Origin of the sequence: Eikenella corrodens (assembly GCF_003990355.1) — a bacterium.
GTDB classification, from domain to species: domain Bacteria; phylum Pseudomonadota; class Gammaproteobacteria; order Burkholderiales; family Neisseriaceae; genus Eikenella; species Eikenella corrodens_B.
Genome location: NZ_CP034670.1, coordinates 189,809 through 211,792, shown reverse-complemented (window position 1 = coordinate 211,792; position 21,984 = coordinate 189,809). Strand labels below are relative to the sequence as shown.

The window sequence follows — 21,984 nt, the reverse complement described above, 5'->3', positions numbered from 1 at the left end:
GGCTACCTGAAAAATATATCGTCAGGAAAAACGCATGAACCAAACACCCTCTTCCGATTTCCGCTGCGGCTTCGTGGCCATCGTCGGCCGGCCGAACGTGGGCAAATCCACACTGATGAACCACCTCATCGGCCAGAAAATCAGCATCACCAGCAAAAAGGCCCAAACCACCCGCCACAAAATCACCGGCGTTTATACCGATGAGCGCAGCCAGTTCATCTTCGTGGACACCCCCGGCTTCCAAACCCGCCACCGCAACGCGCTCAACGACCGGCTCAACCAAAACGTTACCGAAGCCCTCGGCGGCGTGGACGTGGTGGCTTTCGTGGTGGAAGCCATGCGTTTCAGCGAAGCCGACCGCGCCGTGGTCCGCCTGCTGCCCAAACACCTGCCCGTCATCCTCGTGGTGAACAAAATCGACCGCGCCAAGAGCAAGGCCGAATTGGAAGAATTTATCGAAACCGTGCGCCGAGAGTTTGATTTTGCCGGCGCGGAAGCCGTGAGCGCCAAACACGGCCTGCGCATCGGCGAGCTGCTCGCCATCCTGCGCCCCCATCTGCCCGAGGGCGTGCCGCTCTATCCCGAAGACGCGGTCACTGACCGTTCCGCCCGCTTCCTCGCCGCCGAAATCGTGCGCGAAAAACTGTTCCGCCACCTCGGCGAAGAGCTGCCCTATGCCGCCAACGTGGCGGTGGAACAGTTTGAAGAAGAAGACGGGCTATACCGCATCTACATCGCCGTGTTGGTGGATAAAGACGGCCAAAAAGCCATCATCATCGGCAAAGGCGGCGAAAAACTGAAAAAAATCTCCACCGAAGCCCGCCTGGATATGGAAAAACTGTTTGAAACCAAAGTATTCCTCAAAGTTTGGGTGAAAGTGAAATCCGGCTGGGCAGACGATGCCCGCTTCCTGCAGGAATTCGGGCTGTAGGTTTTCAGGTAGCCCGAAGCCCGCGCCACCCAGTCAACAAACACCGGAGGCAACCATGCCGAACCTCACCCCCGAAGCCGCCCAAGCGCGTATCGACCGCATCCAAGCCCTCTACCGCGAATGGGAACGCCTGCTGCCCGAACTGGAGGCCGCCCAAGAGCAATGGCGGCACGCCATGTGGCTGATGCGCGAAATGTCCGAATTCTACGACCGCGAATACATGCCGCTGCACCAAGCCATCGAAAACGGCCTGCCCGTTTCCCTGGCCACCGAAGGCGAATACAGCATCATGAGCGAAGACGCCCTGTGGAACGCTTTCCAGCAGCAATACGACCTATCCTGGGCCTGGCTGCGCGCCGCCACCCGCGAGCTCGATCCGCAAAACCGCCTCCGCCCCGATGCCGCGGAAGCCGACGGGCAGGCAGAGGCTACCTGAAAAACCGCAGCCGCCCGCAAATCCACTATACTACGCTCCTTGTTCCACTCCCCGTATTACCCCGAAAACCATGAAAAAACTCCTTCTCAGCCTCCTCCTCTCCCTCACCGCCCTCCCCGCACTCGCCTTCAGCACCGCCGAGCTCACCATGCAGCTGCAAGCCCCGCAGAGCGTGCAGGGCGGGTTTACCCAGCAGCGTTTTTTGCGTTCGGCAGACAAGCCCGTGCAAACCGGCGGCCGCTTCGCCCTGCGCCCCGGCCGCGGCCTGTTTTGGCATCTGCAGAAACCGTTTGACATGAAACTGCGCGTACGCCGCGACGGCATCAGCCGCCAAGACGCGCAAGGCCAATGGCGCGCCAATGGCAGTCAAACCGCACAGGCCGCACAAGTAAAACTTTTCATGGCCGTGCTCGGCGGCGACACCGCCGAACTGCAGCGCCACTTCAACCTCGCCCTTTCCGGCAGCAAACAGCAATGGCAGCTCACCCTCACCCCGAAAACCACCGTGATGCAGCAGGTGTTCAACAAAATCGTCATCAGCGGCGGCCAGTTGGTGCAGAAAGTGGAGCTGGACGAAAAACAGGGCGACCGCACCGTGATGCAGTTTAACCAGCTGCAAACCAACCAGCCGCTCAGCCCTGCCGCCCAACAGGCCCTAGGCGAATAAGCCGCCATTTTTCAGGTAGCCCCTCTAAGGCTACCTGAAAACCCGAAATCCTTTCCTTCAGGAACATCCGAATGAACCATCCAATCCAATCCCGCAAAATCCGCGTCGGCATCATCGGACTGAGCGCGGACGGCGGCTGGGGCGCATCAGCGCACTTCCCCTCCCTGTCCAAACTGTCCGAGCTGTTTGAAATCACAGGCCTGACTGTCAGCACACCCGCCAAAGCCCAAGCCGCCGCACAAAAATACGGCGTGCCGTTTGCCACCGACAACGCGGCGGAATTGGCAGCACGCAGCGATGTGGATTTGCTGGTGGTCGCCGTCAATCTGCCGCAACACCAAGCCCTGCTGGAACAAATCCTGCCTTCCGGCAAAGCCGTTTATTGCGAATGGCCGCTGGGCACAGACCCCGGCCAATCCCGCCATCTCGCCGCCCTGGCCGCCCGATACGGCTGCCGAAACTTCATCGGCCTGCAAGCCCTGCATTCACCCTACGTAAACAAAATCAAACAATTATTGGACGCCCCTGCGACAGGGCGGATGCTCGCCTGCACCATTCAAGGCAGCGACCCTTCCCGTGCCCGCACCTCCCTTTCCCGCTACCGCTACGCCCAATTTCAGGAAAACGGCGTAAACACACTCACCATCCCCTTCGCCCACCTGCTCTCCGCCCTTCGTTTCCTGTTTGGCAGCCTGAACCAAATGCACGCGCTCACCGCCTGCCAATATGCCGAAATCCTGTTGCAAGACACCGGCGAAACCGTGCACCGCACCGCCACCGACCATGTGTTTTTCCATGCCCGCACCGCGCAAGGCGGCTTGATTGATGCGGCTTACGGCGGCAGCTTGGAAGGTCTGAAGATCAGCATCGAGTGTGAACATGCCCGCATTACCGTTACTGCCGCCAACGGCCACATCCAATACCAGCCGCTAACCATTGAAATCGCCCGCAGCAACGGCAGCCGCGAAACCTTCGCACCGCATACGGAAGCGCAGGAAAACCTCGTGGGCGCCTACCGCGCCGTGTACCGCGATTTAACCGAAGGCACGCACACCGTTCCCGATTTCGCCGCTGCGGCAGAACACCAGCAAATATTGTTTGATTTGCAGCAGCCGTAGGCGGGCATTCATGTCCATCGCGCTTTCAGGTAGCCTTCAAGGCTACCTGAAATACCGTTAATCCCTTATCCAACAGCCAATCCGAAACCATGCCCATACTCCCGCTTTTAAACCGTTCCCCCGATTCCCTGTTGGCCGAAGGCTGGACAGCCTCGCAGTTTTCCGCCGCCACGCTCTCGCTGGCCGCGCGTTTGCGTGCGCACAATGTGCGGGCCGCCGCGCTGTGGTTCGACGATGCGGCGCGGTTTGCATCCGCGCTGCTGGCCGCGTGGCTGGCCGGGGCGGAGGTGTATCTGCCGCCGAATTTGGCGGAGGAAAACCGCCGTTGGGCGGAAGCAGGCGGGGCGGTATGGTTGAGCGACGTGCCGGAAGTTTCAGACGGCCTCTGGCTGTACGACGGGGCGGCGGAGCGGGCGGCCGCGCCGGCGGAAGCGTTGGAATGGCCGCGTGAAAACGTGCTGTATCTGAAAACTTCCGGCTCTTCGGGCGAGGCGAAGGTGGAAACCAAAACGCGCACGCAGATGCTGGCCGAAGCGGCGGCGCTGGCCGACAGGCTGCCTGAAAGCTGGCGCGGCTTGGCCGCCGTGGGCAGCGTGAGCCCGCAGCATTTATACGGGCTGACCTTCCGCGTGTTCGTGTCGCTGGCGGCGGGCTGGGCAATCGGGCGGCGGCAGTGCGTGTATCCCGAATTGCTGCTGGCCGATTCGCGCCGCGAGTGCGTGTGGATTGCCAGCCCCGCACTGTTGAACCGCTTGGGCGAAGGGCGCGATTGGGCACGGCTGCAGCAGAATGTGCGCGGCATCATCAGCGCGGGCGGAATGCTGCCGGAGGCCACCGCCGCGCTGCTGCAAGAGAAGCTGGGCTTTGCGCCGCACGATGTGTACGGCAGCACGGAAACCGGCGTCATCGCGTTGCGGCAGGGCGGTGCTTGGGAACTGCTGCCCGCAGTGGAGGCTTCGGTGAACGAAGAAAACATTTTTCAGGTAGCCTCGCCGTGGAGCGGCGGGGTGCGGCACACCGCCGATGCGGTGCGGCTGGACGGCCGCCGATTGGAGCTGCTCGGCCGCCAAGACCGCATCATCAAGCTGGAAGACAAGCGCGTGTCTCTGGCGCAGCTGGAGCACGATTTGCTCGCCCACGCCTGGGTGGCCGATGCGCATTGCGCCCGCCATCCGCAGCACGGCCGGATTGCCGCCTGGGCGGCACTTTCCGCCGAGGGCATTGCCGCACTGCGCGAGCAGGGGCGCGCCGCCGTGGTGCAAACCCTGAAACAGCATCTGGCCAAAACGCAGGACACCGCCGCGCTGCCGCGCTATTGGCGTTTTGCCGCCGCCTTGCCGCGCAACCCGCAGGCGAAAATCCGCGAACAGGATTTTCAGGTAGCCTTTACCCGGCCGCAAACCGCGCCGCAGTGGGCTGTGCTGCACGAAAACGCAGAAACGCGCGAATATGCGTTTGAAGGCGTTGTGCCGCTGGATTTGGCTTGGTTTGGCGGCCATTTCGCCGATTTCCCGCTGGTGCCCGGCGTGATTGAAGTGCAGTGGGCGATGGATTTGGCGGCACGCTTCGACTGGGGCAGAAAAACGGTGCAACACATCGAAAACCTGAAATACCAGCACTTTGTGCGCCCGCACGACACCGTGCAGCTCACGCTGCGGCACGACGCGGCGAAAAACAAAATCCATTTCGCCATCAGGCAGGGCGACACGCCTTGCGCTTCGGGCAGGGTGGCGCTGCATGACTAGGCTCGCGTGGCTGTATGCCCTGCTGCTGGCCTTCGCCGCCGCGTGGCTGGGCTGGGGGATAGCGCAAGGAGGCCGCCTGCAAACCGACCTCACCGCGCTGTTGCCCGCCGACACGCAGGTGGACGCGGTGTGGCGCGCGGCAGATGAAGCGGGCGAAAAACAGCTCAACGGCCAAATCCTGCTCTTGGTGGGCAGCGAAGATGCCGACCGCGCCTTCGCCGCCGCCGAACAAGTGGCCGACCGCTGGCAGAAAAGCGGCCTGTTCTCCGCAGTGGACAGCCGCCTAAACCCCGATTTGGCGCAACTGCGGCAGGAAATCCGCCGCCTCGGCGTGAACGCCCTGCCGCGCGAACAGCAACAGCTGCTCTTGCACGACCCCGCCGCCTATTTCCAACAGCGCGCCGAAGACGCGGCCAACCCGTTTGCCGCTCAAATTGTGCCGCTGGAAGACGACTGGCTCGGCTTCGCCCGCTTCGTGCAGCAAAAACAGCCCTCCGGCCGCCTGCAATGGCACAGCGGCAACGGCATGATGTATAGCGAACAAGACGGCATCACTTGGGTGTGGCTGCGCGCCAGGCTACCTGAAAAAGCCGCCGCCGATCAGGCCGAACGCCTGCTGCCGCTTCTGGCCGATTCCCGCGCCCAAGCCGAGCGCGGCGGCTACCGCCTGCTGGCCGCCGGCGGCGCATTGTTTGCCGCCGAAGCCAAAACCCAATCCGAACGCGAAAGCGGCCTGATGTCCGCCATCGGCCTCACGCTCACCTTCGCCCTGCTGCTGGCCGTGTTCCGCAGCCCGCGCGTGTTTGCGCTGGTGTTGCCGCTGGGCGCGGGCATGCTGCTCGGCGCGGCGGCCGTGGTGGGCGCGTTCGGGCAGATTCACATCCTCACCGTCGTGATCGGCACCAGCCTGGTGGGGATGCTGGTGGACTTCCCGCTGCACTGGCTCACGCCTTCGGTGTTCTCTCCCGACTGGGCGGCCAAAGAAGCCATGCGCCGCGTCCTGCCCGCCTTCCTCGCCGGGCTGGGCATCACCGCCACCGGCTACCTGCTGCTCGCCTTCACCCCGCTGCCCGTGCTGCGCCAAACCGCCGTGTTTTCCGTGGCCGCGCTCGGCGGCGCGTTTGCCGCCACCGTGCTCCTGCTGCCGCCGCTGTTTCGCGGCTACCGCCCCCGCGCCGCTTGGTTTGCCGCCGCCATGCACAAACTCGCCGCCGCCCGCCTGCACTGGCTGCTCCTGCCTATTCTGCCGCTGGCCGCCGCAGGCTACCTGAAAACCGACTGGCGCGACGACATCCGCGACTGGGCGGCCCTGTCGCCTCAACTCATCGCCGAAATGCGCCAAGTGGCCGACATCAGCGGCAACGACACCGGCGGCCGCAGCATCCTCGTGCAGGCCGACAATGCAGACGAACTCTTGCGCCGCAGCGCGCAAGTGGAAGCCGCCCTGCAACCCTTGGTCGGCAAAGGCGGTCTCGGCGGCGTGCAGTCGCTCAACCAATGGCTGCTGCCCGCTGAAGAGCAGCAAGCCCTGCTCGCCCAACTGCGCCGCCTGGCCGAACAACCCGCCCCGTCGGCGGACCCCATGCTCCAGCTCGGCCTGAAGCCCGACACCATCCAAACTGCCCTGCAACAGGCCGCCGCGCAACCCGTCGTCCCGCTTGATCAAGCCTTAAGCGGGCAAACCGCCGAAGCCTGGCGCACCCTCTATCTGGGCAACATCCAAGGCCAAGAAGCCGCCCTCGTGCGCGTGCAAGGCCTGAACGATGCCGCCGCCGTGCAAACCGCGCTCTCCGCCCTGCCCTGCAACCAAACCGGCACCTGCGCCCGGCTGGTGGACAAACGCGCCCGGCTGAACGAACTCTTCCGCCACACCCGCAACCACGCCGCCTGGCTCAAACTCGCCTCCTTCGCCCTGGCCTGGCTCGTGCTGTGGCACATCTTCGGCGCACGGCGCGGCAACCTCATCCTCGCCGTACCGCTGATTTCCGCCGCCGCCACCGTCGGCCTGCTCGGCTGGCTCGGCCTGCCCGTCAGCCTGTTTGCCATGTTCGGCCTGCTCTTGGTGGCCGCCGTGGGCGCGGACTACGCCGTCTACGCCCTCACCGCCCGCGAAACCCCCGCCGCCAAACTCGGCGGCATCCTCCTCGCCGCCCTCACCACCGCCATCTCCTTCCTGCTGCTCGCCATCAGCACCACCCCCGCCGTCGCCGCCTTCGGCATCACCGTATCGCTCGGCGTGGGGCTGAACGTATTGCTCTCGGCCTGGCTGCTGAAGAAGGAAGGCGCGGGGCGGGAGGCCGTCTGAAAAAGGCTACCTGAAAGCATCAGCTTCAACTAATGAATCGACATCTTGGCAAAGCTAAGGTTGGACTTCTGCAAAACTAAAATATAGCTTCTTATAAAAAGTGTGCCGCCTATCCTTGATCACAATTGTGAGGTAGCATTCAAAACAATCGTTAAAATTTGAGGATAAGAAAATGCAAGAACAGGAAAATAGTAAAAATCAGGAAGTACAAGACAATCACACAATGACCAAACTGCAAGATGTATTCAACCTTGCACATGACCAAGCTCATCCTGACAAAATCGATGCCGCCATCCGTGCCAATACGCGGGTATCTGGAACTAACATGTGGGTATTAATGTTTGCCATTGCCGTGGCGAGTATCGGTTTGAATGTAAACAGCACGGCGGTAGTGATCGGGGCGATGTTGATTTCCCCGTTAATGGGGCCGATCGTCGGTATGGGTTACGGTGCCGCGGTAGGCGATACTGCACTGATCCGCCAAGCAGCACGCAATATTATTGTGTTCATCGCCATCAGTTTGGTTACCGCTACACTGTATTTCCTGCTAACCCCGCTGAAAGAGGCACAAAGCGAGCTTTTGGCACGTACCCAGCCAACCCTATGGGACGTGTTAATTGCCTTCTTCGGCGGTAGTGCAGGCATTGTGGCATTAACGCGCAAAGAAGGAGGCAATGCCATCCCGGGTGTGGCAATTGCCACTGCACTGATGCCTCCTCTGTGCACGGCGGGCTATGGACTAGCACACGGTAACTGGCACTATTTTTTCGGTGCTTTTTATCTGTTTGCCATCAACTGCGTGTTCATCGCTTTTTCCACCCTACTGTTTTCCAAACTACTTAAGCTGCCGCGCAGGGGGCTGGTAAGTAAGACCAAACGCAGACTGCACCGTATTATTATCACAGCCGTAGTGTTGGCAGTGATGATTCCGAGCGGATATATGGCATCGGGACTAGTGCGTCAGGAGCTGTTTAATACCAAAGCCAACAATGCCATCGCCGCTGCACAACAGCAGGAAGATTTTTTCGTGCTGCGTAAAATGGTGAACTACAAAGAACGTGCAGTCGGGCTGATTGTCAACGGAACAGGGAATGCCGAGAAAATTACCACTCTGCTGGTCACAAATCTGAAAGCGGCAGGTATAAAAGAACCGCAAGTGAAAGTAGTCTATGCGGGGGGCAGTGACACCAGAATTGAAGAACTGCTGGCAAGCCATAACAACTCGGTGCAGTTACAGAACAAGCTGGAAGAGCAGCAGGCCTACATCGATACCGTGCTTGCGGGCAAAACCACCAGTCCCGAAGACGTAGCAGTACTGAGGGAAATCAAAGCCCAATATCCGGAAGCCGAAAAAATCGTTGTTGGGCGCGGTTTGGTTTGGGAAAAAGCACAAACTGCACCCGCTACGCAGGAGCAGCCTGAGAGAGTTCAAAGCGAAGAAGCGGACGCAAGTAACAATATTGTTGTCTCCCTCGAATTCGACCAACCTCTGCCCGCCAAAGACCGCGAACGGTTACAGGCATGGTTGAACCAGCGTTATGAAGGTACAACGGTGCGCTTGTTGGTCAATACCAAAGTTTTGGACAAATAGGCATCCCTCAAATATTTCGCCTGAACCCCGGAGGCTAGCTAGAACTTTTCAGGTAGCCTCCCTTAGTGTGAATTATGAATGACGAAACCCGCCCGCTACTACAAAAAGGCCGTCTGAAACTTAAACCCATACGGTTTTATATATTAGACCTCTTGCGAAAATATTCATCCCATCGCATTAACCAGTCCTGCAATCAGATTTGCCCTTAACCCGAACCGTTTCCGCCTGTTGCGGTAAGGCAGCGACAATATTTTGAATATCTTCAGTTTCCTGTTGATGTGCTCGATGACGGTTCTGAGTTTGCCTAACCGCCTGTTCGCCTCTTTATCCTGTTTGTCCGGCGGATGACGTTTGGATTTCTTTTTCGGGGTCTGTAATCCGGTTTTGGCCAATCCTTGATAACCCTTATCCGCAATGACTATTTTGTAGGGATAAAGCTCTGCAAGGTGCCTCTTGGCTAAACGCATGTCATGCCGGGCACCCATCCCCGTCCGGATGCTGATGATTTTTTCCGTTTCCCTGCCGTATATGACCCGGATTTTAACCGTGTGCCGCCTTTTCTTGCCGCTGTAATACTGCCGCTGTTTTTTTGGGACGTTCAATCGGGCTTTCGGTAACGTCAATGATGACCGTTTGGTCGCCCGGATTCTTGTGCTTTGGCAGGGAGAAGCGTTTGCAACGGATGAGGGCGTCCTCGGTTTTACGGATGGTGCGGCAGACATTACTTTCGGAAAGGCCGTAGATGGCGGCCAATTCGAGTTGGGTATGGTAATGGCGCAGATAGCTTAGGGTAAGCAGCAGTTGGTCTGCCAAACCGAGCGTATGCGGCCTGCCCGACTTGACCTTCCGGCTTTCTGCTTCTGTGGTGACTTGCAGCATTTCGTGAAAAAGGACGGGCGTTACACCTGTGAGCCGTTTGAATTCGCTATCGCTTCTTTGGATGAGGTTTTCGTATTTCATTTGGGAATTATAAATCTTCAGGATACTTTCGCAATAGGTCTATTGACGTCGCGCAAACCTCATTCTACGATTTTCAGGTAGCCTTCCAGGCCGTCTGAAAGGCTACCTGAAACCCACACCCCATCCTTAAGGAGACCAAACATGTCCCAATCCTGCGATATCGCCATCATCGGCGCCGGCCCCTCCGGCGCAGTTGCCGCCGCCCTGCTGCTCAAACACGGCTTTTCCGTGTGCGTGCTCGAAAAGCAGCATTTCCCCCGCTTCGTGATCGGCGAAAGCCTGTTGCCGCACTGCATGGAATTCATCGAAGAAGCCGGCTTCTTGCCCGCCGTAGAGGCCGAGCCCAGCTTCCAATTTAAAAACGGCGCCGCCTTCACCTGGGGCAGCCGCTACACCTATTTCGACTTCACCGACAAATTCACCCCCGGCCCCGGCACCACCTACCAAGTGCGCCGCGAAATCTTCGATAAAATCCTGATCGACGAAGCCGCCAAACAAGGCGCGGACGTACGCTTCGGCCACGCCGTTACCGCCTTCGACAACAGCGGCGACACCGCCCGCCTCAGCGTGGAAACCGACAACGGCGAAACCTACGAACTCACCGCCCGCTTCGTGCTCGACGCCAGCGGCTACGGGCGCGTCCTCCCTTGCCTGCTCGGCCTCGACACCCCGTCCGACCTGCCCATGCGCGAAGCCCACTTCACCCACATCGACGACAACATCGCCGACCCCAGTTTCGACCGCAACAAAATCCTCATCTCCACCCACCCGGTGCACCGCGATGTATGGCTCTGGCTCATCCCATTCGGCGACAACCGCTGCTCCATCGGCGTGGTCGGCCTGCCCGAACGCTTCGCCGGCCTGGGCGATTCCGAAGCCATCCTGCGCCGCTACGCCGCCGAAATCCCCATGCTCGCGCGCGTGTTGGGCAACGCCCAATGGGAAAACGACTTCCCCTTCCGCCACATCAAAGGCTATTCCGCCAACGTCAAAACCCTGCACGGCCGCCACTTCGCCCTCTTGGGCAACGCCGCCGAATTCCTCGACCCCGTCTTCTCCTCCGGCGTCACCATCGCCATGCACTCGGCCAAACTCGCCGCCGACCTGCTCGCCCGCCAGCTCAAAGGCCAAGAAGCCGATTGGCAGCGCGAATTTGCCGAACCGCTGATGACGGGCGTCAACGCCTTCCGCACCTATGTGAACGGCTGGTATGACGGCAGCTTCCAAGACGCCATCTACGCCCCCAACCGCAACCCCGAAATCAGCCGCATGATCAGCTCCATCCTCGCCGGCTACGCCTGGGACAGCAACAACCCCTACGTGGAAAAACCCGAACGCCGCCTCAAAGCCCTGGCCGAAACCGTGGGTGAGCAGAAGTGCGAATAAGCGGATGAATTTTCAGGTAGCCTTCGATGCCATACCGGCCGGAAGGCTACCTGAAAGCATCAGCTTCGGCGAAGTTCAAATCGGCACTATAGTGGATTAACAAAAATCAGGACAAGGCGAGCCAACGCTGTACTGGTTTAAATTTAATTCACTATATTTGTACTGTCTGCGGCTCGCCGCCTTGTCCTGATTTTTGTTAATCCACTATAGGAGATAAAACATGACCGACGCACACAAAATCTACAACGCATGGACGCAGATGTGGAACGGCCATCTTGATATTGCCGACGAGCTCCTGTCGCCCCATTTCAAAGCCCACCTGACCGCCGACTCCACCCCGCCGCCCGCGCCCGTTACCGACATTGCCAGCGCGAAGGCTTGGATTGCCACCATCCGCGCCAAAGCCGATTTGCATTACGAACTCGTGCTCGGCCCGTTTTGCGACGGCGACATGATTTCCGCCTATTGGCGCGTAACCACCACGCTCGGCGGCAAAACCGCCGTCAAAGTCGGCACGGATTTCCTGAAAGTCAAAGACGGCAAAATCACCGACTGCTGGACGATGAACAACAACGCCGCATAAAGCGCAGCCCGATGGGTTTCAGGCAGCCTGCACTTGGGAAACTTCAAGTGCAGGCTGTTTTCAAATTTCAGGTAGCCCTAAATGACTCAAAGATTATAGTGAATTAAATTTGAATCAGGACAAGGCGGCGAGCCGCAGACAGTACAGATAGTACGGCAAGGCGAGCCAACGCTGTACTGGTTTTTGTTAATTCACTATGCTTGAAAATGCGGCTTTAACGAAGCTAAAAATGCATACCCAACCGTGCTATAATGCAGAGTTTTTCCCATTCCCAATCCGATTACAAAACAGCAGACAAACCCCATGAAAAATATCCGCAACATTGCCATCATCGCCCACGTGGACCACGGCAAAACCACGCTGGTGGACCAACTCCTGCGCCAGTCCGGCACCTTCCGCGAAAACCAGCACGTCGACGAGCGCGTGATGGACAGCAACGACATTGAAAAAGAACGCGGCATCACCATCCTCGCCAAAAACACCGCCATCGAATACGAAGGCTACCACATCAACATCGTCGATACCCCCGGACACGCCGACTTCGGCGGCGAAGTAGAACGCGTGCTCGGCATGGTAGATTGCGTGCTGCTGCTGGTGGACGCGCAAGAAGGCCCGATGCCGCAAACCCGCTTCGTCACCAAAAAAGCCCTCGCGTTAGGCTTGAAACCCATCGTCGTCATCAACAAAATCGACAAGCCCACCGCCCGCGCCAGCTGGGTCATCGACCAAACCTTTGATTTGTTCGACAACCTCGGCGCCAGCGAAGAACAGCTCGATTTCCCCATCGTCTATGCCTCCGGCCTCTCCGGCTTCGCCAAGCTGAACGAAGAAGACGAGAGCAGCGACATGCGCCCGCTGTTCGACACCATCCTCAAATACACCCCCGCGCCTTCAGGCAGCCCCGATGCGCCGCTGCAACTGCAAATCTCCCAGCTTGATTACGACAACTACACCGGCCGCCTCGGCATCGGCCGCATCCTCAACGGCAAAATCCGCCCCGGCCAAACCGTGGCCGTGATGAACCACGACAAACAAATCGCCCAAGGCCGCATCAACCAGCTCTTAGGTTTCAAAGGCTTGGAACGCGTACCGCTTGAAGAAGCCGAAGCCGGCGACATCGTGATTATTTCCGGTATCGAAGACATCGGCATCGGCGTAACCATTTGCGACAAAGACAACCCCGTCGGCCTGCCCATGCTCAGCGTGGACGAACCCACCCTCACCATGGACTTCATGGTGAACACATCGCCGCTGGCCGGCACTGAAGGCAAATTCGTGACCAGCCGCCAAATCCGCGACCGCCTGCAACGCGAACTGCTCACCAACGTCGCCCTGCGGGTGGAAGACACCGCCGATGCCGACGTATTCCGCGTGTCCGGCCGTGGCGAACTGCACCTCACCATCCTGCTGGAAAACATGCGCCGCGAAGGCTACGAACTGGCCGTGGGCAAACCGCGCGTCGTGTACCGCGACATCGACGGCCAAAAATGCGAGCCGTATGAGAACCTCACCGTGGACGTGCCCGACGAAAACCAAGGCGCAGTGATGGAAGAACTCGGCCGCCGCCGTGGCGAACTCACCAACATGGAAAGCGACGGCAACGGCCGCACCCGCCTCGAATACCACATTCCCGCCCGCGGCCTTATCGGCTTCCAAGGCGAATTCATGACCCTCACGCGCGGCGTCGGCCTGATGAGCCACGTGTTCGACGACTACGGCCCAGTCAAACCCGATATGCCCGGCCGCCACAACGGCGTGCTGGTGTCGCAAGAACAAGGCGAAGCCGTGGCCTATGCCCTGTGGAACTTGGAAGACCGCGGCCGCATGTTTGTGTCGCCCAACGACAAAATCTACGAAGGCATGATTATCGGCATCCACAGCCGCGAAAACGACTTGGTGGTGAACCCGCTCAAAGGCAAAAAGCTCACCAACGTGCGCGCCAGCGGCACCGACGAAGCCGTGCGTCTCACCACGCCGATTAAGCTCACGCTGGAAAGCGCAGTGGAATTCATCGACGACGACGAACTGGTGGAAATCACGCCCAAATCCATCCGCCTGCGCAAACGCTACCTAAGCGAACTGGAACGCCGCCGCCACTTTAAAAAATTGGACTAAAGCTACCCGAAAAGCCTCAGCCATATCAGCAAAGGCTACCTGAAACCCTTCTGCCGGTTTTCAGGTAGCCTTCTTATATCCGCCGAAGAGTGCCACAGAATCGGCTATAATGCCGACGTTTCTAATTCTTGATTTCAGGGAAGGCATCATGAGCGATTTTCGGCAGGATTTTCTGCGCTTTGCGCTGGAGCAGGATGTGTTGCGCTTTGGCGAGTTTGTTACCAAAGCCGGGCGGCTTTCGCCCTATTTTTTCAACGCCGGGCTGTTTAACGACGGCGCCTCCACCCTTGCGTTGGCGCGGTTTTATGCGCGTTCGATTCTCGAGAGCAGGGTGGAGTTCGATATGCTGTTCGGCCCGGCTTATAAAGGCATCGTGCTGGCCTCGGCCACGGCGATGATGCTGGCCGAAGCGGGGCGCAACGTGCCTTTTGCCTACAACCGCAAAGAAGCCAAAGACCACGGAGAAGGCGGTACGTTGGTGGGCGCGCCGCTGGCCGGGCGGGTGTTGATTATCGATGATGTGATTTCCGCCGGCACTTCGGTGCGCGAATCGGTACGTCTGATTGAGCAGGCGGGTGCGACACCGGCCGGGGTGGCGATTGCGCTCGACCGCATGGAAAAAGGCACGGGCAGCCAATCGGCGGTGCAAGAGGTGCGCCAGCAATACGGGCTGCCGGTGGTGCCGATTGCCAGCCTGGCCGATTTGCTCGCGCTCTTGCAAGACGATGCACAGTTCCGGCAATACCTCGAGCCGGTACAGGCTTACCGCGACCGCTACGGGGTGGCAGGCTAAGAATATAGTGTAGGAAATCGTCGCGCTGTTTACATTTTAGGTCCTTGCCTGGCATCCGATATTGTCGGGGGTATCAGCAGATACGAGAAATCTGCCCTCTTCGTGATAATGACGGATAATTGCCTGATAAGTTATAGTGGATTAACAAAAATCAGGACAAGGCGGCGAGCCGCAGACAGTACACACGTTACGGCAAGGCAAGCCAACGCCGTACTGGTTTTTGTTAATTCACTATATTTGGGGAAAGTGAAATCCATCTGCAATAGAGGAAATGCTAAACAACGCAGCGGTTTCCAACTTTCCCTATTGAATCATTACGGCAGCAGCATGCTTATTTTAATTCGTCAAAAATATACCGAGGCTATCGCTTTAGTATCCGCAGATTGGCTATAATGCCCCAACCGCAGCTATAGCGGGCATACAAAGGGAAACATCATGGCCGCCGACCTCCGTCAGCTTTTGCTCAAACTCTATCTGCTCAACAACCCCAAACTCGAACATAAGGTTTACATCTACACTTATCGCGGCGTAACCGATGTGGCTACCAACCCCTTCCAATATGTGAGCGGCGATTTGGCCGAGAACGTGAAGAAAAGCCTGATTCTGCAAAACCTGGCAGGCGGCGAAATGCTGCAGGCCTTCATCGTGCCCACGCCCGACAGCAAAGGCAAAACCCACAGTGCCTACGAAATTGAAAACACCGTGCTCTACGGCAACAAAACCGGCGTCATCATCGAAATCGGGCTCGGCAAAGACAAAATCGAAAAAACCGATAAATACCGCCAGTTTAGCCACTTGGCTGTGAGTATGCTGCGGCAGTTTATCGATTGAACCTGAACCAGAATCCCCCTCAGGCTACCTGAAACCCCAAGAGGCGGCCTGAGCAGGATCATCCTGCAAACGCTATAAATGAAAGGAAACATTATGCAAACATGGAAAACCGCCCTCTGCCTCGTCACCCTGCTCACCGCGGCGGCCTGCGCCAAACCGCCTGCTTCGGCTACAGGCGAAGTGCAGCGGCAAACGGTAACCGATGCGGAAAGCTACTGCAAAACCTCGGCAGCCGTTTCCCATGATGCCATTTTGGCACGCTTGGAAGGCGAAAAACCGGCTGACACCGAAGCCCGCCTGCGCCAGAAATATGTAACTGCCGCCCAAAACGACGAATCCCGCAGGCTGACGCTCAGCGCCATCAGTATCGCCATCAGCAAAGCCCAGCGTACCAACGTGCCTGCCGATTCAAAAACCTCGGTCAGTGCCGAGACTAAAAACCGCATCGCCGACCGCATCGGCGAAGAAGAATACCGCTTCTGCATGAACACGCTTAATGCCAATCAATAAGCGGGTCAGGAGGCTACCTGAAAACATAAGCCCAAACCGCTTCAAACGCGGTTTGAGGGATATTTGAAATAGCTTTGGATGGCTGATGGCAAGCCAACTGGACTTTCACTGAAGCGTCGGCTTGCCTTGTTATGATCCTGTGCTGTCTGCGGTTTGCCGCCGCTGTACTGGTTTTTGTTAATCCACTATAGTGAAAGCCGATTTGGCTTACGCCGGCTATAGAGAGTAATCAATTTGTTTACAGGCCGTATTCGCCCCAATAGAAAAACCTTTGCCGAACCGGCAAAGGTTTTTTTGCGCGCCAATCTGGCTAAGCTTGGCGGATGGGGATGATTTTAGCGGTTTGGCCGAGGCGTTTTTTGCCGCCTTCGCCGTAGTTTTCGGCCACATAATTTTCCACAATCTGCAAAAACTCGGCAGCCATGTTATCGCCTTTGAGCGTTACCGTGCGCTCGCCGTCCACATACACGGGGGCAACCGGGGTTTCTCCAGTGCCGGGCAGGCTGATGCCGATATCGGCCAGTTTGCTCTCGCCGGGGCCGTTGACCACGCAGCCCATCACGGCCACGTTCAGGCTTTCCACGCCGGGATATTTGTGTTTCCACACAGGCATCTGCATCCGCAGGTGCAGCTGGATATCGCGCGCCAGCTCTTGGAAGACGGTGCTGGTGGTGCGGCCGCAGCCCGGGCAGGCAGTTACCATCGGCGTGAAGGAACGCAGTCCCATGGTTTGCAGGATTTCTTGCGCCACAATCACTTCTTGCGTGCGCGAGCTGCCGGGTTCGGGGGTGAGCGAGATGCGGATGGTGTCGCCGATGCCTTCTTGCAGCAGCACGGCGAGTGCGGCGGTGGAAGCCACAATGCCTTTGCTGCCCATACCGGCTTCGGTGAGCCCCAGATGCAGCGGATAGGCGCAGCGGCTGCCCAAATCGCGGTATACCTGAATCAAATCCTGCACGGCGCTGACTTTGCACGACAGGATGATTTTGTTTTCAGGTAGCCCCAAATCCACGGCTTTTTGTGCGGATTCCAGCGCAGAGAGCACCAATGCTTCCTTCATCACAGCTTCGGGCGGCAGCGGCTCGGGGCGGTTGCGGTTGGCATCCATCAGGCGTTTGGCCAGGCTTTGGTCGAGGCTGCCCCAGTTCACGCCGATGCGCACGGCTTTGCCGTTTTCGGCTGCAGTGCGGATTAAAAAGGCGAATTTCTCATCGCCTTTCGCGCCTTTGCCCACGTTGCCGGGATTGATGCGGTATTTGGCCAAGGCCTTGCCGCATTCGGGAAATTCGGCCAGGAGACGTTCGCCGTTGAAGTGGAAATCGCCGATGAGCGGGGTGGGGCAGCCCATGTCGTCGAGTCGGCTGCGGATTTCGGCCACTTTGGCGGCGGCCTGCGGGTTATTCACCGTAATCCGCACCATTTCCGAGCCGGCTTCGCTGAGCTCTTTCACCTGTAAAGCGGTGGCTTCGGCGTCGGCGGTGTCGGTGTTGGTCATCGACTGTACCACCACCGGCGAGCCGGAGCCGATGGTGATGTGTTCGATTTCTACCTGATGCGTTTGCCGGCGGGAAGGAAGGGTTGTGTTCATAAACGGGTATTATTGTTTGGCGGCATCGTCTGATCCGCCTGCGGTGAAGGCGGCGGTTTTGTGGTCTACCATATGCTCGGCTACGTTGATGTCGCGGCCGCTGTAGCTGGCCAGGCTGTTTTTGGCAAAGCCGATGCGTACGCGGTAGGGGCCGTTGCCGGAGAAGCGGTGTTCGCTGCCGGCCGGCACGATTTTGGCAATCAGCATTTGGCCGTCTTTATCGGTTACGGTGAGGAAAGAGCGGAAACGCAGTTTGAGCACCAATTCGCCTTGAGCCGATTGGATGCCTGCGGCAGCCGGTGCGGAAGCAGGGTTTTCCGCCGGCTGCGGCTGGCTACCTGAAACCGCCGGCAGGGAGGCAGCGGGCGCAGAAGCTTCTTGCAAGGGCAATACCTGCACATTGCTGCTGTCTAAGTTGGGCGGCAGGATTTGGTTTTCCGGAATGCTGGTTTGGGCATTCTGTTTTTGGTGTTCGGTGTTGGACTTCATCTGCCACAACACCACCACCCCCACAATCGCGGCAGCGGCGGCCACACCGAAAATCCAGCGCGGGAAGGGTTTTTTGATCGGGGTGGTGTGATAGGTCATCTTCACATTGCCGTCTTCTTTGGCCGAGGGGCTTTGGAATTGGCTGGGGGCAACTATCTGCTCCAGATAGTTGTTTAATACGGTTTCGTCCAAATTCAGGTAGCGTCCGTAGCTGCGCAGAAAGCCGCGCACAAACACGGGCTCGGGCAGTTTGCTGAAATCGGCGTTTTCCAACGCCTCCACCTGGCGGGCGGGCAGTTTGAGGTGTTCCGACACGTCACCAATCGACAGCTGTTGCTGTTCGCGGTTGTGGCGCAACAGTTTGCCCAGTTCTTCAGCGGCGGCCAGTTGGGGGGTTGAGATCTCGGTCATTGGGGTCTTCCTGTGGTAATTTCTTGAAGTTCTGGCGAATACGGATAGTTGGTGCGCAACTGCGCTTCGTATTCGTAGGCGGCCTGGGTTTGGCCGCGGGCGCGGGCAATCTTCCAGCCCAGCAGCAGATCGTCGGCACCTAGCCGGTCTACCTTACTTTGATATTGGCGGAACTGGCGGTCGGCCTCGCCCAAATTGCCTTCGAGCATGCGTACGCGTGCCATTTCTTTTTGCGCGGGGGCGAAACTCGGGTCGGCCGCTTGGGAGCGTTCCAGATAGGCCATGGCCAGGTTGTATTGCCCCAGGCGGGCGCTACAGATGCCTTTGTTCATGTAGGCCACCTGCGGGCTGGGATAAGTGGGGTCGGCCAAGGCACGGTCGAAATAAGTCAGCGCTTGGTTCGGACGGCCGCCGGAATTGCACAAGAACCAACCGTAGTTGTTGTTGATTTCCGCACTGTCGGGTTTGATAGACAAGGCGCGCTGGAAGCTCTCTTCCGCTTTCTCCGGTACTTTCAGAAATTGATAAATTTCGGCCCGCACCAGCCAGGCGTTTTCGTTGCGCGGCTGAACCTGCAAGGCCTCTTCAATCGCCGATACGGCGGCACGGTAGTCGTGCGAATTCATGTATTCGATGGCCAGCTGGGTTTTGATGGCGGCAATTTCTTCCGGCCGGTTGCGCACTTCTTTGTTGCCGGTGTGGATGGTGATGCCGCCGCAGCCGGCGAGCAAGGCGAGCGTCGTCAGGGAGGCAATTAAACCTTTTTTCATGATAATCAACCTTTCACAACTTGTAATTGCAGCCATTTTTGTTGGCGGCGGGTTTTGTCTTGTACCTGTCCGGCCAGCTGGCCGCAGGCTGCATCGATGTCGTCGCCGCGCGTTTTGCGCACGGTAACCACCAAGCCGGCCTGATATAGGATATCGCGGAACACGCGGATATTCTCATCGCTGGAGCGGTTGTAGCCGGAATTGGGGAAGGGGTTAAACGGAATCAGGTTGAATTTGCAGGGAACGTCTTTAACCAATTCCAACAGCTCGCGGGCGTGTTCGGGTTTGTCGTTTACGCCGTCGAGCATAACATATTCGAAGGTAACGAAGTCGCGCGGGGCTTTAACCAGATAGCGCTGGCAGGCGGCCATCAGCTCTTTGAGCGGATACTTTTTGTTCAGCGGCACGATTTCGTTGCGGATGGCGTCGTTCGGGGCGTGCAGCGATACAGCCAGCGCCACCGGCATGTCTTCTTTGAGCCTGTCCATCTGCGGCACCATGCCGGAGGTGGACACGGTAACGCGGCGGCGGCTGAGGGCGTAGCCGTGGTCGTCCAACATGATGGAGAGCGCGGTCACCACATTATCGTAGTTGGCCAGCGGCTCGCCCATGCCCATCATCACCACATTGGAAATCACGCGTTCGTCTTTGGGCGTGGCGCCCAGTGCTTTGTTGGCCCACCATAATTGGCCGATGATTTCGGCAGTGGAGAGGTTGCGGTTGAAGCCTTGGCGGCCGGTGGAGCAGAAGGTGCATTCCAGTGCGCAGCCCACCTGCGAGGAAATGCACAACGTGCCGCGGTCGGTTTCGGGGATGAACACGGTTTCCACGCCGTTGCCGGTGCCCACGTCCAACAGCCATTTGCGCGTACCGTCGCGGCTTTCCTGCGCCGCCATCAGCGCGGGCACGCCCACTTGCGCACTCTCGTTGAGCTTGGCGCGCAGTGATTTGGCCAGGTCGGTCATTTCGTCGAAATCGCCGGCTGCGCCTTGGTGCATCCAGCGCATCACTTGGCGGGCACGGAAGGGTTTTTCCCCCATTTGGGCGAAATGGGCGGTGAGGCCGGTGAGGTCGTAGTTGAGCAGGTTGGTTTTCATATGAGCGCCGCAAATCGGCTGGTTGTGTTCTTAGGTTTTATGGTTTGTATATAAAGGCTTAAAGGCTACCTGAAAACTGAGTTCCAATCCGTTTGAAACTTTCAGGTAGCCTGCAGCCCGGCCGGTTTAACGCGGGCAGATTTCCTGCTCGCCGAAGAAATAGGCCACTTCGATGGCGGCATTGGCCAAACTGTCGGAACCGTGTACGGCATTCGCATCGATAGAGGAAGCAAAGTCGGCGCGGATGGTGCCGGGAGCGGCTTCTTTCGGGTTGGTGGCGCCCATCAGCTCGCGGTTTTTCGCTACGGCGTTTTCGCCTTCCAACACCTGCACCATCACCGGGCCGCTGGTCATGAATTTCACCAGCTCGGCAAAAAACGGGCGCTCTTTGTGCACGGCGTAGAAGCCCTCGGCTTCTTCGCGGGTGAGGTGCTTCATTTTGGCGGCCACGATTTTCAAGCCGTTGCTTTCAAAGCGGCTGTAGATTTTGCCGATAACGTTTTTGGCCACGGCATCGGGCTTGATGATGGAAAGAGTGCGTTCAACGGCCATTTGGTTCTCCAATCCGATTCGCTGTCAATATATTGGCCGCTACGGATGTTTATCCCGCCCAAAGGCGTGCGGCTGGCGGACGGCATTTTAACAAGTTTTCCGCGAGATGGCTTGTTCGGATACGGATTTTTGCATTTATCGGTTTGGCTTTGCATAAGCGGCTTGGAGGCTACCTGAAAACTGGCGCGGGTTGTTTTAAACCCCGTGCAGCAATTTCCACAGCATCTGGCTGCCAATCACCACCATCAACATGCCAAACGCCCGCTTCAAACCGGCCGGTGGCAGGTGGTGTGCCGCTTTCACGCCCAAGGGCGCGAACAGCACCGTGCACGCCCCCAGCACCACAATGCACGGCACATACCAAAAGCCCACTGCACCCGCAGGCAGCCCCGGCACATTCCAGCCGGAAAGCAGATAGCCCAGCGCCCCCGCCACCGCAATCGGCCAGGCCAGCACGCTGGAAGTGGCCACCGCCTGGTGCACCGGCACGCGGCAATACATCATAAACGGCACCGACAACGACCCGCCGCCGATGCCCACCCAGCTGGAAAGCAGCCCGAACAGCCCGCCTGCTCCCGCCTGCACCCGTCCGCCGGGCAGCTCGGCTGCCGGTCTCGGATTGAGCTGAAACAGATTTTTTGCAGCCACCGAATAGCAAAATACGATGAACAACACCTGCAGGCCGAAAGTGGGAATCCGGTTCGACACCAGCGAGCCCAGCAGGCTGCCCGCCACCAGCCCGGGCGCCATGCGCCGAACGAATTCCCAGCGCACCGCGCCCTTCTTCTGCTGCGCCCACGCGCTGGAAAAGGTAGTGAACACCATCACCGCCATCGATGTACCCACCGCCAAATGCTGGCCGTGCTCGCCAGAGATGCCCTGCCTGCCCAGCGACCACAGCACAATCGGCACGGTAACCGCCCCGCCGCCGATGCCCAGCAGCCCGGCCAAAAACCCCGCCGCCGCACCCACCGCCGCTAGCGGCAGCAACACTTCCATGCTCCACATTGCTTTGCCTCCACTATAAAACCGCTGCCGGAAAGCAAATCGGCAGCGGCGTTTCATTTTTGAATTTTTAGGTAGCCTTTAGCTGTTCAGGCCAAACC

General features: G+C 58.6%; 20 protein-coding genes. 13 read left to right on the top strand and 7 right to left on the bottom strand.

All coding sequences use genetic code 11. The annotated features are described in order from the left end of the window. Window positions 1–34 precede the first annotated feature (34 nt). The 7 genes from era to ELB75_RS01115 all read left to right on the top strand — a co-directional run bounded on the left by era (window position 35) and on the right by ELB75_RS01115 (window position 8,793). Complete coding sequence (gene era / locus ELB75_RS01145; RefSeq protein WP_126982336.1) at window positions 35–931, top strand: GTPase Era; 897 nt, start codon at window positions 35–37, stop codon at window positions 929–931. Between the two features lie 55 nt (window positions 932–986). Then, window positions 987–1,367: a DUF4298 domain-containing protein gene (locus tag ELB75_RS01140; protein WP_126982334.1), complete on the top strand. Its 381-nt coding sequence runs from the start codon at window positions 987–989 to the stop codon at window positions 1,365–1,367. Between the two features lie 70 nt (window positions 1,368–1,437). Beyond that, entirely contained in the window at window positions 1,438–2,034 is a 597-nt protein-coding gene (locus tag ELB75_RS01135) for a LolA family protein (RefSeq protein ID WP_126982332.1), read from the top strand. A 71-nt stretch (window positions 2,035–2,105) separates the two neighbouring features. Further along, complete coding sequence (locus ELB75_RS01130; RefSeq protein WP_126982330.1) at window positions 2,106–3,152, top strand: Gfo/Idh/MocA family protein; 1,047 nt, start codon at window positions 2,106–2,108, stop codon at window positions 3,150–3,152. An 89-nt stretch (window positions 3,153–3,241) separates the two neighbouring features. Beyond that, window positions 3,242–4,897 (top strand): ApeI family dehydratase, encoded by a 1,656-nt coding sequence (locus ELB75_RS01125; RefSeq protein ID WP_126982328.1) that lies wholly within the window; start codon window positions 3,242–3,244, stop codon window positions 4,895–4,897. Further along, on the top strand, window positions 4,890–7,202 hold the full coding sequence (locus ELB75_RS01120) for an MMPL family transporter (protein ID WP_126982327.1): 2,313 nt from the start codon (window positions 4,890–4,892) through the stop codon (window positions 7,200–7,202). Before ELB75_RS01125 ends, ELB75_RS01120 begins: the two co-directional genes overlap by 8 nt. Before the next feature lie 172 nt (window positions 7,203–7,374). Beyond that, the gene (locus tag ELB75_RS01115) at window positions 7,375–8,793 is read left to right on the top strand and encodes a TIGR00341 family protein (RefSeq protein WP_126982326.1); all 1,419 of its coding nucleotides are present in this window, start codon (window positions 7,375–7,377) and stop codon (window positions 8,791–8,793) included. A 164-nt stretch (window positions 8,794–8,957) separates the two neighbouring features. Here the strand turns inward: ELB75_RS01115 and ELB75_RS01110 are convergent. Further along, a protein-coding gene (locus ELB75_RS01110) for an IS5 family transposase (RefSeq protein ID WP_126982325.1) occupies window positions 8,958–9,753 on the bottom strand; the annotation gives its coding sequence in 2 pieces (ribosomal slippage) (window positions 8,958–9,386 and window positions 9,388–9,753; 795 coding nt in all). Between the two features lie 141 nt (window positions 9,754–9,894). On the opposite strand from ELB75_RS01110, the gene ELB75_RS01105 reads away from it, so the two are divergent. The 6 genes from ELB75_RS01105 (at window position 9,895) to ELB75_RS01080 (ending at window position 15,971) form a co-directional block, all read left to right on the top strand. Beyond that, a complete protein-coding gene (locus ELB75_RS01105) occupies window positions 9,895–11,139 on the top strand; it encodes an NAD(P)/FAD-dependent oxidoreductase (protein ID WP_126982324.1) in 1,245 nt (414 codons plus the stop codon). Between the two features lie 220 nt (window positions 11,140–11,359). Continuing rightward, window positions 11,360–11,722, top strand: coding sequence for a nuclear transport factor 2 family protein (locus ELB75_RS01100; protein ID WP_126982323.1), 363 nt, complete (start codon window positions 11,360–11,362; stop codon window positions 11,720–11,722). Between the two features lie 303 nt (window positions 11,723–12,025). Continuing rightward, the gene (gene typA / locus ELB75_RS01095) at window positions 12,026–13,837 is read left to right on the top strand and encodes a translational GTPase TypA (RefSeq protein WP_126982322.1); all 1,812 of its coding nucleotides are present in this window, start codon (window positions 12,026–12,028) and stop codon (window positions 13,835–13,837) included. Between the two features lie 148 nt (window positions 13,838–13,985). Further along, the gene (pyrE, locus tag ELB75_RS01090; RefSeq protein ID WP_126982321.1) at window positions 13,986–14,630 is read left to right on the top strand and encodes an orotate phosphoribosyltransferase; all 645 of its coding nucleotides are present in this window, start codon (window positions 13,986–13,988) and stop codon (window positions 14,628–14,630) included. A 435-nt stretch (window positions 14,631–15,065) separates the two neighbouring features. After that, on the top strand, window positions 15,066–15,461 hold the full coding sequence (locus ELB75_RS01085; RefSeq protein ID WP_126982320.1) for a hypothetical protein: 396 nt from the start codon (window positions 15,066–15,068) through the stop codon (window positions 15,459–15,461). A 93-nt stretch (window positions 15,462–15,554) separates the two neighbouring features. Beyond that, window positions 15,555–15,971 carry a hypothetical protein gene (locus tag ELB75_RS01080; RefSeq protein WP_126982319.1) on the top strand — a complete coding sequence of 139 codons (417 nt, stop codon included), beginning with the start codon at window positions 15,555–15,557 and terminating at the stop codon, window positions 15,969–15,971. 310 nt (window positions 15,972–16,281) lie between these two features. Here ELB75_RS01080 and ispG read toward each other — a convergent pair whose 3' ends face one another. From ispG to ELB75_RS01050, 6 genes are all read right to left on the bottom strand, one after another. Further along, window positions 16,282–17,559, bottom strand: coding sequence for a flavodoxin-dependent (E)-4-hydroxy-3-methylbut-2-enyl-diphosphate synthase (gene ispG / locus ELB75_RS01075; RefSeq protein ID WP_126982318.1), 1,278 nt, complete (start codon window positions 17,557–17,559; stop codon window positions 16,282–16,284). Window positions 17,560–17,568: 9 nt separating this feature from the next. Further along, window positions 17,569–18,459 (bottom strand): helix-turn-helix domain-containing protein, encoded by an 891-nt coding sequence (locus ELB75_RS01070; RefSeq protein WP_126982317.1) that lies wholly within the window; start codon window positions 18,457–18,459, stop codon window positions 17,569–17,571. Next, window positions 18,456–19,229: a type IV pilus biogenesis/stability protein PilW gene (gene pilW / locus ELB75_RS01065; protein WP_126982316.1), complete on the bottom strand. Its 774-nt coding sequence runs from the start codon at window positions 19,227–19,229 to the stop codon at window positions 18,456–18,458. The genes ELB75_RS01070 and pilW overlap by 4 nt, the downstream gene beginning before the upstream one ends. 5 nt (window positions 19,230–19,234) lie before the next feature. Continuing rightward, window positions 19,235–20,326, bottom strand: coding sequence for a dual-specificity RNA methyltransferase RlmN (rlmN, locus tag ELB75_RS01060; protein WP_126982315.1), 1,092 nt, complete (start codon window positions 20,324–20,326; stop codon window positions 19,235–19,237). Window positions 20,327–20,452: 126 nt separating this feature from the next. Continuing rightward, entirely contained in the window at window positions 20,453–20,878 is a 426-nt protein-coding gene (gene ndk, locus ELB75_RS01055) for a nucleoside-diphosphate kinase (RefSeq protein ID WP_023887445.1), read from the bottom strand. A gap of 195 nt (window positions 20,879–21,073) precedes the next feature. Further along, window positions 21,074–21,886: a sulfite exporter TauE/SafE family protein gene (locus tag ELB75_RS01050; RefSeq protein WP_126982314.1), complete on the bottom strand. Its 813-nt coding sequence runs from the start codon at window positions 21,884–21,886 to the stop codon at window positions 21,074–21,076. Window positions 21,887–21,984: the final 98 nt, after the last annotated feature.